Annotated in this window: 8 protein-coding genes and 1 other RNA gene; 4 read left to right on the forward strand and 5 right to left on the reverse strand. The window is 45.7% G+C overall.

Features of this window, described 5'->3' with window-relative positions; genetic code table 11:
- Positions 1-207 precede the first annotated feature (207 nt).
- Entirely contained in the window at positions 208-1797 is a 1590-nt protein-coding gene (locus O9332_RS00460; RefSeq protein WP_149987662.1) for a glycoside hydrolase family 57 protein, read from the reverse strand.
- A gap of 147 nt (positions 1798-1944) precedes the next feature.
- On the opposite strand from O9332_RS00460, the gene O9332_RS00465 reads away from it, so the two are divergent.
- Positions 1945-3099, forward strand: coding sequence for a histidine kinase (locus O9332_RS00465; RefSeq protein ID WP_002761819.1), 1155 nt, complete (start codon positions 1945-1947; stop codon positions 3097-3099).
- On the opposite strand, the gene O9332_RS00470 is transcribed toward O9332_RS00465, so the two are convergent.
- Complete coding sequence (locus tag O9332_RS00470) at positions 3077-3904, reverse strand: alpha/beta fold hydrolase (protein WP_002761809.1); 828 nt, start codon at positions 3902-3904, stop codon at positions 3077-3079. The genes O9332_RS00465 and O9332_RS00470 overlap by 23 nt on opposite strands.
- A gap of 182 nt (positions 3905-4086) precedes the next feature.
- On the opposite strand from O9332_RS00470, the gene rnpB reads away from it, so the two are divergent.
- Positions 4087-4555, forward strand: an RNA gene (gene rnpB / locus O9332_RS00475) — RNase P RNA component class A.
- A gap of 149 nt (positions 4556-4704) precedes the next feature.
- Complete coding sequence (rnc, locus tag O9332_RS00480; RefSeq protein WP_288023241.1) at positions 4705-5409, forward strand: ribonuclease III; 705 nt, start codon at positions 4705-4707, stop codon at positions 5407-5409.
- Between the two features lie 16 nt (positions 5410-5425).
- Here rnc and O9332_RS00485 read toward each other — a convergent pair whose 3' ends face one another.
- The gene (locus O9332_RS00485) at positions 5426-6496 is read right to left on the reverse strand and encodes a WD40 repeat domain-containing protein (protein ID WP_044034756.1); all 1071 of its coding nucleotides are present in this window, start codon (positions 6494-6496) and stop codon (positions 5426-5428) included.
- Between the two features lie 87 nt (positions 6497-6583).
- Positions 6584-6877 (reverse strand): hypothetical protein, encoded by a 294-nt coding sequence (locus O9332_RS00490; protein WP_002796655.1) that lies wholly within the window; start codon positions 6875-6877, stop codon positions 6584-6586.
- Between the two features lie 433 nt (positions 6878-7310).
- Here O9332_RS00490 and O9332_RS00495 point away from each other — a divergent pair, with 433 nt between their 5' ends.
- Positions 7311-9551, forward strand: coding sequence for a glycoside hydrolase (locus tag O9332_RS00495; RefSeq protein ID WP_002761805.1), 2241 nt, complete (start codon positions 7311-7313; stop codon positions 9549-9551).
- A gap of 265 nt (positions 9552-9816) precedes the next feature.
- On the opposite strand, the gene O9332_RS00500 is transcribed toward O9332_RS00495, so the two are convergent.
- Entirely contained in the window at positions 9817-11007 is a 1191-nt protein-coding gene (locus O9332_RS00500) for a HEAT repeat domain-containing protein (RefSeq protein ID WP_002761804.1), read from the reverse strand.
- Between the last annotated feature and the right edge of the window lie 306 nt (positions 11008-11313).

An 11313-nucleotide genomic window follows, 5' to 3' on the forward strand; every position in this document is an offset into this window, starting at 1 on the left:
AGCTTTTCTGGTCGGAACCCCCTAAGCCGAGTTTTCAAGGTGCTGCGCCGTCCACTTGGTTTTCGAGACTGGCCTTTTAATTCTAACGTAAAGCCAACCTAGAACGGCGGGGTTTCAGACCCAAAATTTCCGATGAGTGAATCAGAAAGCAACAAGGTGCGTTACAAACCATAACGCACCAAAATTTTTATTAATCTCTAACAAAGATTACAGGGGTCGATAGACGCGGTAATCAATATTGGGAAAAATATTATCGATTTCCTCGACTTTTTGCAACCAACCGGCATCAATCTTCTCGGATTTCACATCTTCATAGATTTTATTTAACCGCAGCAGGTGGGAACGAGTGCGCCGGACAGCATAGGGAACCATCGTACCGGTTCGCATAATAAAGGCCCAGTCAGAAGATTGTGCTAATAATAACTCCCGGGCTGCCTGATTTAAAGCCCGTTCCTGCAATTCATCCTCCGCTTCGTGATGACTTAATTCAATCATCCGTTCCGTGCCTTTGTGCAGGTGAGGATAGATCCAAGCGTTAGTTTCATTCAGCCAGTATTCATGGAAACCCTTATAACCCCAACTGGATTGGGAAGGACGACAGACCTGCTGGGTCGGGTTAGCCCGGAGATAATCGGCTAAATGGGTCATTTGGTAGATATTTTGGTCATACCAAGACTTGCGGAACAGAAAATCAATAAACCAGGGTCCCTCATACCACCAGTGACCGAATAACTCGGCATCGTAGGGAGAAACAACCAGGGGAGGACGGCCCATAATTCCCGCTAAACTCTCCACTTGCCGCTCGCGATTATACATAAAATTGCCCGCGTGTTCGGCGGCTTTTTCTTTGGCCCAGTAGGGGTCATAAAGCCCTTTTTCCGATAAACCACCGTCCCGGCTAGTAATTTTGTGGTATTTGATGCCTATATTCTTGCGTTGACCGTTGGGCATGATATAGGGCTTAATATACTCGTATTCCGCTTCCCAGCCCAAATCTTTATAGAATTCCCGATAAACTATATCCCCCGGATAACCGACTTGGGAAGACCAAACCTGTTGGGAAGATTCGTGGTCACGACCGAAAGCGGCCACCCCGGTTTCTGTGAAAATGGGCGCGTAACTGCCGTAACGGGGGCGCGGACGACCGTAGAGAATACCGTGGCCATCGACGAGGAAATAACGAATGCCCGCATCGGCTAACATTCTTTCTACCCCTTCGTAGTACGCACATTCCGGCAACCAAATGCCCTTGGGACGACGACCGAAATTTTCCTCGTAGTGTTGACAGGCCACCTCAATTTGCGCCCACACCGCTTGCGGGTACATTTTCATCAGGGGCATATAACCATGGGTCGCACCACAGGTGATAATTTCTAGGTTATTACTGTCGAGGAATTGTTTAAATGCTTTGACCAGATCTCGATCGTATTTTTCCCAAGTTTGTCGGATACTTTGGAAAGATTCAGCGTAATATTCGGCTAAGTAGCGAATATGGCCATTATGTTGATTATGGTCGATTTCTTTAGCAATTAATTCTTCTAACTTACCTAAGTGTTCTTCATAGCGCTCTTGCAGTAACGGATCCCGCAGCATCGACACCAAAGGCGGAGTCATGCTCATGGTCATTTTAAAATCGATACCGTCCCGCTTGAGACCTTCAAAAACTTGCAGCAGAGGGATGTAGGTTTCTGTGATTGCTTCGTATAACCATTCTTCTTCGAGGACGTAATCGCTTTCGGGATGGCGGACGAAAGGGAGATGAGCGTGGAGAACTAGGGCAACATAGCCAAAAGCCATAGGATTTCTTCTTAGAATTAAGGAATAAAACTTTAAGATTAGGTTGAGTAGATTTTATACTATCTTAAGCTTCTACAATAAAGAATATGATAAAAGTCGATCGACGATCGATCGATCTCGTCAATCCCTAGGTTTACTAATTTTCCGATGCTCCCATCTAACGAGCCACTGACTGCTTTAGGGAGAGAGACGACAACGCCTCTCTCGATTCAACTTTTGCTGTTTGTTGATGACCGTCCCAGTTCTCAAGAAATTATCCGTCAAATTCAGTCCTATCTCCAGTCTTTAAAGTCTGATTACCCAATTGACTTGCAGATCATCGAAATTCGCCAGCAGCCTCATTTAGTCGAACATTTTCGCCTTGTAGCTACCCCTGCCTTGGTCAAAATTGCCCCCGGCCCCCGTCATACCCTCGCGGGCAGTAATCTGGTGGAACAGTTTAAAAAATGGTTGGTACGCTGGCAAAAAGCGATTAAAGAGGAGGTCAAAAATCATCACGCTGAGGATGGACAACGTCAAGAGATGGAACATTCGGGCGAACTCATCCGCATCGCCGATGAGGTTTTTCGTCTTAAACAGGAAAAGGAAGAATTATTAGAACAATTAAAATTTAAAGACCAAATTTTGGCTATGTTAGCCCACGATTTACGCAGTCCTCTCACCGCCGCTTCCATCGCCGTGGAAACCCTCGAATTAGCCTATCATCAACCAGATACGGAGCGCAGTCTGCAATTACGAGAACAACTGCACCAACAGGCCCGCAAACAGTTCCGGATTATGAACCGTTTGATCACGGACATTCTACAAGCTTCTAAGAGCATGGCGGCGCAATTCACTCTCCACCAGAGTAAATTTTATCTGCAAGCTCTTTGTCAGGAAATTTTGTCTCAATTTACCGATATTTTTCAAGAAAAGACTTTAATTCTCCAAAGCGATATCCCCCAAGATCTGCCCCCCGTCTATGCTGATGAGGAGTTAATCCGACAGGTGATTATTAATCTCTTGGAGAATGGGATCAAATATACCCCCCCCGGCGGCGCAATTACCCTTTCTGTCCTCCATCGTACTACTCAAAAAGTACAAGTGAGCATCAGTGATACCGGCCCCGGCATTCCCGAAGAAAAACAAGAGCATATTTTTGAGGGTCATGTGCGTCTCAAACGGGATGAGGGTAAAGAAGGTTATGGCATCGGTTTATCGGTCTGTCGCAAGATTATTCGCGCCCACTACGGTCAAATTTGGGTGGATAGTGTCCCCGAGCACGGCAGTAGTTTTCACTTCACTCTGCCAGTTTATCGCTAAAATGCGCCGCTAACCAAGCATCAATGTCCCCTAAAACTAAGTCGGGGATTTCCCAGGGGAACAGATGGGCCGTGTCTGGGTAACATTTCCACCGAGACAGTTTCAGTTTTTCGGCTGTTTCTTGGCTCGAGGCACTGGTAATATGGCGATCATTTGCCCCCGCCAGAACTAAGCAGGGAATTGTGATTTTGTCAAGAGATTTTAAACAATTGTAACCTTTTTTTAAAGCCCGATTTAAAGCCCGATCGGCAGCTGGGGAAGTGCCTAAGTAGGCGGGAACAGCATCTTGAGCCAGATAACGATAGGATATCGCTTGATGTTGTGAAAAAAGATACTGAAACAGGGAACGACGGGCAAAAGTATCAATATTCCAACGCCATCCCGGTTTGATCTGATTGAGAATTGCCGCTATCCCCGTCAAAACTAAATCTGTGGTGGTGACGGGGGGATGACTACCCCAAGGCCGCCCGGCCGAGGCCACTAGAATTAAACCGGCAAAGCGATCGGGATGCCGCAATACTAATTCCAGGGCGATTATACCCCCCAAAGACCAACCGAGAATTAAACATTGCTGGATTTTTTGGCGATCGAGCAGCTCGATTAAATCCTCTAGATGTTCTTCTAGCTGAAAATCCCGGCGATAACGACTTTTGCCGTAGCCGCGCAGATCCGGGGCCAGGGTTTGCCAGCGTTGGCAAAAATGATCGGTAAATACAGAAATACTACCAGCCGAACCGGGATGACCGTGCAGACAGAGAATCGGATAGCCATTACCTTTGATGTTAACGTTGAGAGCGATCGACATTGATCAGTTATCAGTTATCAGTTATCAGATTTGAGTTTTAAGTGAGCAGTATGTATTAAGCGAGCAGTATTAAATAGCAGTTTCCTGCTGTCTTTTCACTGTTCACTGTTTACTGATCACTGATTATTGACTAGGATATATGAGCGATCGAGTCTCTGGTAAGTCATACTAGAGAATAGGAGAGAGTTGGTCTAGAGGTTGCGGGGTCATTTGATTAATGATTCCGAGGAAAGTCCGAACTCCCGAAAGACCACACTTGCTGGATAACGTCCAGTGCGCGCGAGCGTGAGGATAGTGCCACAGAAAAATACCGCCCCTTTTTTTCAGTGATTAGTAAACAGTAACGAAAGTAAATTCACTGATGACTAATAACTTTCCACTGATAACTGATACCTGATAACTGATTGGGGGTAAGGGTGCAAAGGTGCGGTAAGAGCGCACCAGCAGTATCGAGAGGTACTGGCTCGGTAAACCCCGGTGGGGAGCAAGGTGGGGGGACAAAGGTTGGTCTTTTTCCTGTCCCGTTTTTAGGAACCGCTTGAGGTAATTGGTAACAATTATCCCAGATAGATAACCTCTATTCCAACAAAGGTAAAAGCAATTTTACTGCTGTTGGGAAATACAGAATTCGGCTTATGTCTGACTCTCTCCTTTATCAGTTATCAGGAGGCGGTCGGCAATAGGCAGCTTTGTTCTCCCCATCACCCCACACCCCACACCCCACACCCCACACCCTACACCCCACACCCTACACCCCACACCCTACACCCCACACCCCACACCCCATCTCCCCCGCTCCCATGTCCTTAAGTGATCCGCGTCGCCAAAAACAATTAAAAACCCTAGTGGAAAAGCTGGGTTTATCAGCTGATGTCCCCGTCAGATGGGATTTATTAGATTTGGCTCTAACTCATCCCAGTGTTTCCCGTGATAAGAATTATGAACAATTAGAATTTGTGGGCGATTCTGTGGTAAGACTCGTGGCGGCGGAGGTATTGTTAGAAACCTATCCAGAGGAACTCGTGGGGGAATTTGCCGCCCTGCGATCGATGATGGTTAGCGATCGCACTCTGGCGGAATTTGCGGATCGCTACGGTTTCGAGCGTTATTTGTTGGTATCAAGTAGTACGAGTATCGATCAAGCGGGGAGAATTTCGCGACTAGCAGACGCTTTTGAGGCGGTCTTGGGAGCATTATATCTTAGTACACAGACTATGGTGTTAGTGCGTTCTTGGCTAGATGAACCACTGCGGGAAAAAGCGGCCGAAATTCGTCGAGATCCGGCCCGACAGAATTATAAGGATGCCTTGCAGGAGTGGACACAAGCAACATACAAAAAACTGCCGCAATATTTAGTAAAAGAAATCAATGGCTTAGATCAAGAACGTTTTTGTGCGGAAGTGTGGTTAAATGAGCAAAAATTAGGAGTGGGAACAGGCAGAAGCAAAAAAGCAGCGGAACAGGCAGCGGCTAAATCAGCTTTTCTAGAAGTGGTTAAAGGCTAAATGCGGGCATTTTTGCCTAACGGACGAATTGCCAGAGGCGAATTTTAAAATCATAATTACCACTAGCCAAATACTGCCCATCGGGACTAAAAGCTAGGGATTCCACCCAGTCGGAATTATTATCAAACCAGGCCAACTGTTTCCCCGTGGTCACATCCCATAAACGCACACCGTCATTACTGGCACTAGCGAGAATTTGTCCGTTAGGATGGAGTGCGAGGGAACGGATTCGGGCCGTATGACCGATGAGGGTAAATAATAACTTATTATTGCTCGTATCCCAGATTTTAATCGTGCGGTCTAAACTACCCGTAATTAAATTTTTGCCGTCGGGAGTGTATAAAAGCTTGCTAACCGCTTGGGGATGGGCGGAAAATTTCGACAAAAATTTGCCCTCGCGGATGTCCCAAAAATTTACCTCACCGTTTTCATGACCACTAGCAAGGGTGACACCATCGGACTTCATCCCTAGGGAATAAACAAAATTACCCACCCAATTTAAACGATAGAGGGGACGGCGGGGAGGTTGCACTGTCCAGAGGCGAATTCCTTCCAAACCACCACTAATTAACGTTTTACCATCGGGAGTAACCGTAAGGGCGAGGACAGTATTACCGTGTTCGAGGGCAATTCCTAAATACTTGCCTTCCAGCAGATTCCAAAAATTAATAGAACCATCTAAACCGCTACTAACTAATAATCTTTCGTTGGGACTAATGGCTAAAGCTTTGACGCTGGTTCTTTGGGCGCGAGTTTGGGAGACTTTTTCTCCTGTTTTTACCGACCAAATTCTCAGGAGAGGATCCGTATCACTACCACCAGCGAGAACTAATTGGTTATCGGGGCTGAAAATCACAGCATTAGGGGTGGATTGTTGCCCTTCTAAGGTTTTAGCGAGGGTAAGTCTGCCTAAACCTTCTACCAGGATAGTTTCTGGGTTTTTTTCGCCACTTGCAGCCGCGGGTCGAGCGGGGGCAATGGGACTTTGGGCCTGACTAAGCTGATGTTGCCCGATTGCCAGCGTGGTTAAGACACTGACCACAATTGCCCCGACAAGTTTCTCCCCACCCATAAATCGGAATTTCATAAATTTAGTTGAATATTAACAAATGAACCGTGCTATAGATTCTAGCCTTTGAGGGGATTGATTGCCAAGCAAGGTCAGATTTTTGAGCTAAGAAGGTCGATTTTTTTCGTTTTTCAGGGTTGGTAAAGCTACTTGACCCGATTGGGGCGGTAAATAATATCTCGCCGCTTCTTCTCTGTTGATTGCCTTGGTTTTTTGACTCTGTTGCCACCTAGCGAAGATAGCGATCGCCATAATCGTTGCCCCTAAAGATAGCAGTGTCCATCTTTGTCCTACAACCCCGATGATGACATCTACTGCCGCTGCGGTAAAGATAAAGCTAGTTATTGGTTCTTGACGGTAAGCTTTCTTGAGAAAAGGCGGCCAGAGGAGATTACTCATTTTATCTATTATTTCTACGGTTTCGATAATTCCAGCTTATCCTAAATAGTTGGACAAAGGTAAAGTTAAGTAGCTGGTTATAATTAAATTAAAAATGGATTTTAGGTTTGATCCCCCCTGCCCCCCTTGATAAGGGGGGTGCCGATAGGCGGGGGGATCTGAAAGTTTTTAATACCTATCTACTTAACTGTGGGGTAAGGAGTCGGTCGTCGGTCGTCAGTAAGAATTGCGGCAATTGAACTCCCAATACTCATCACCGGAGAATCCGATCCTTTAACAAATACAAAGAGACGATACCCCCTCAAAACCAGTTGATAGGATTATGGTAGTGACCGAAATCAACTTTTAAGAATCTATAATGGGCTTTATTGTCCATTATTATCTAATATAACGGCTTTAAAGCCTGTTATATGCACTTTTCCTCGGTATTATCATGGCCTATCCTCTCTACGTCGCTTTTATTTGGCATCAACACCAACCCCTCTACAAATCCTGTCAAACTCGCACCGATGCTTCGGGACAATATCGCTTACCCTGGGTGCGACTGCATGGAGTGAAAGATTATCTCGATTTAATCTTAATTCTAGAACGTTTTCCCAAATTACACCAAACTGTCAACCTTGTCCCCTCTTTAATCCTGCAATTAGAGGATTACGTCAACGGACTAGCTATAGACCCCTATCTTGCCCTCACCGTCACCCCAGAAGCGCAGTTAACCCTGGCACAAAAACACTTTATCCTCGAACACTTTTTCGATGCTAACCATCGTACCCTGATCGATCCGCACCCCCGTTACGGGCAATTATACGCACAGCGTCAAGAAAACGGTCATAGTTGGTGTATTAGCCATTGGCATCTCCAAGATTATAGCGATCTCTTGGCTTGGCATAACCTCGCTTGGATCGATCCTATCTTTCACAGTGACCCAGAAATCGCTGCCTGGTTAGAACAGGGAAAAAACTTCACTTTAAGCGATCGCCAGCGAATTATCTCCAAACAGCGTCAAATTCTGCGTCGTATCTTGCCGCAACACCGGTTAATGCAGGAAACCGGACAACTAGAAATCATTACCAGTCCCTACACCCATCCAATTTTACCCCTGCTGGCCAACTCGGAAGCCGGCCGGGTAGCAGTGCCGAATATGACCCTTCCTCGGCAATATTTCCACTATCCTGAAGATATTTCCCGCCATCTCCAGAAAGCTTGGCAAATCTATACCGATCGCTTTGATAAACAACCTCGAGGACTTTGGCCCTCGGAACAATCCGTTAGTCCCGCGATTCTCCCCGCTGTCGCTAAACAGGGTTTTCAGTGGTTATGTTCCGATGAGGGGGTGTTAGGTTGGTCTCTGGGACATTACTTTCATCGCGACGAAAAAGGCAATATTAGCGAACCAGAATTGCTTTATCGTCCCTACTGTCTGGAAACTAGCAACGGCAATTTATCGATGGTTTTCCGCGATCATCGTCTCTCGGATCTGATCGGATTTAGCTATAGTGGCATGAAAGCCACCGAGGCCGCCACAGACTTAGTTAAACACCTAGAAGCGATCGCCGAACAACTGAAAACCAACGCAGAAACCACGACCCTAGAAAAACCCTGGTTAGTTACCATTGCGCTAGATGGCGAAAACTGCTGGGAAAACTATCATCAAGACGGTTTACCCTTCCTAGAGAACCTTTATCAACTTTTAAGCGACCACCAAGCGATCGAATTAGTCACCGTCTCCGAATATCTCGATCGCTTTCCCGCTAATGCCAAAATTCCTGTCAATAAACTTCATAGCGGCTCTTGGATCGATGCCAATTTTACCACTTGGATCGGCGATCCCGCTAAAAATAAAGCTTGGGAATATCTAATTTTAGCCCGTCAAACCCTCGCTAATCACCCGGAAGCGACGGAAGATAATAACCCCGACGCGTGGGAAGCACTGTATGCAGCGGAAGGTTCCGATTGGTTTTGGTGGTTTGGTTATGGCCATTCCTCCAATCATGACGCAATTTTTGACCAACTTTTCCGGGAACACCTGATCGCTCTTTATCAAGCTTTAAATGAGCCAATTCCCTCCTATTTGCTCGAACCGGTGGAAGAACACGGAGATAAACAAAGTAATCGTCCACTAGCTTTTATTCACCCCATTATCGACGGTTTTGGGGACGAACAGGATTGGGATAAAGCTGGACGGATCGAAATTGGCGGCGCCAGTGGTACAATGCACCGGACTTCCTTAGTACAAAGGCTCTTTTTCGGTTGGGATCACCTCAATTTTTATCTGCGTTTCGATTGGAAACCGGGGGCTGAATTAGGCAAAGATATCCCGCCTGAAGTGCATTTATATTGGTATTATGATGAAGTGCATCGTCTGCAAAGTCCAATTCCCTTAGCAGATATTCCCCCTCGATCGCCCCTCGATTACGGTTATCATCATCATCTAGGAATAAATTTAATCACGGAATTTACTTGGTTAGAAGTCGCTCAAGAATATTTTACTTGGCAGCGAGTTCCTAGTAGTGCCAAAGCTTCTTTTAATCAATGTTTGGAAATTGCTGTCCCCTGGGAAGGATTACACATTGAACCCGATGCTCGTCTCCATTTAATCGCAGTTTTAGCCAATCAAGGTCAATACTATGATTTCCTCCCCGTTGAAGAATTAATCTTCCTGCAAAGACCTTAAATCAGTGATCAGTAATCAGTGATCAGTTATCAGTAATCAGCTTCTGAAGGCAAGAGGCAACAGGCACTCGTGCAAAAGACAGGATCTGGCAATTCTCCTACTTAAAAAGAAGGTTAGAAACTAAGTACATCGAAGCTTTTAGCTTAACCAATTAGGTTTTAGATTCGGCCCTTGTTATCAGCTTTTTAGCCATCAGCCATCTCCCCTACACCCTACACCCTACACCCTACACCCTACCCCCACCAACAAACTTTTTCAGCCAACCCTATATAGTCCCATGATCTAGCTTTTTCAGGGCGCTGAGAGCATGGAGACGGACGATTGCTTCCCCATCGGCTGCTAAAGTCAGCAAAATACTTTTATTATCCCGATCTAATTCTCCTAAAGCGATCGCTAGAGACTGTTTAACTCCCGTATCAGCGAGGATCGCGGGATGGGAGTGATAAAAATTACCGAGAATTTCCCCTGCTTGTTGGCGTAATTTCTGGCAGGTTTGCCGGCCGAGAATAGCGATAATTTCCCGACAAATCAAGACATTTTCGCTATATAAAGCCTTTTCTAGATAATTTAAAGCTTCCCCATCCTCGATCCAGCCTAATGCTCGCACTACAGTTAATTTTAAACTATCGGGAGTTAAGGAAGATTGCAGCAGTGGATTTAAAGCTTTGGCTGAGGTTGCTGTGCCGATACGACCGAGAGCGATCGCAGTTTCTTGACAGATCTCGAGGTGGATATCGAATAACAGCGGTTGCAGATGGTTAACTAAATCTGCTTGGGGATAACTTGGCGCTAGGTAACTACTAGCTTTAATTGCTTCCCGTCGCACCTCGATGGCCGGATCCCGTAAAGCATCGAGGATAATCGCAGTAATCTGGGGATGGTGAAAACTGCTTAAAGCTTCGATCGCCATGGACCGAATGGCGCTAGATTGATCCTTAACTACGGTTAAAAGCGGTTCGACAATTTCTGGCCGGCGAATTTGTGATAAAGCTTGTACGGCTAAAAAACGCGTGTTCGAGTCGGACAGTAATTGTCCTAAACTAGAGATGGCAGAACTGCCGATATTAGCTAAAGCAGCCGCAGCCATTTGGCTGAGTTCCTCCTCCTCCGATCTTTGCAATAATTGACTGAGAGCGAGAATACAGGCTCGATCGTCAAATTGACTGAGAATTCTCGCCAGAAACCAGCGCATTTCCCCATCTTGTTCCTCGGATTCTAACAGGGCAATTAAAGGAGCGATCGCTGGTTTGCCGATTTGGGGAAATAGTTTAGCTATCTCCCATCGCTGTTGAAAATCGCATTTTTGTAAAGCTTCTAGGGCTAAATCGAGGATTTCATCGTTAATAATCGGTTCAATCGCATCTTTTTGGTTTAAAAGTCGCTGTATGCTGGCGTTTACTGTCTCCCAGTCTTTTTTATTCAACGCTATCTGAGCTTTTTCTAGCAGAGCTTGCATCGTGAGAAATGGCCTCGATTTTCGTGCTACCTATCCCAAGAATGTCAGACTTTCTCGCTTTTGTCCTCTCTTCTATGCAAGAAACCGATAATAAATCTCAAAATTGTGCATCAGACTTCAGTTTATCCTTAATTCTCTCGGGATAACCGAACAGAAAAGTATATGCGGCTCTTCGGTTTGTGTTATGCAATGGATGGGGGTTATAAGGAATGAAACCCTTATAGAGACAGACATTACCGCGATTTTTGTCAATTGTTTGCGATCTAGAGCGAACTAATCAATTAAATCTCTTGCCAGATAAGGATT

It is taken from the genome of Microcystis sp. LE19-10.1B (assembly GCF_027530565.1).
GTDB classification, from domain to species: Bacteria; Cyanobacteriota; Cyanobacteriia; order Cyanobacteriales; family Microcystaceae; genus Microcystis; species Microcystis aeruginosa.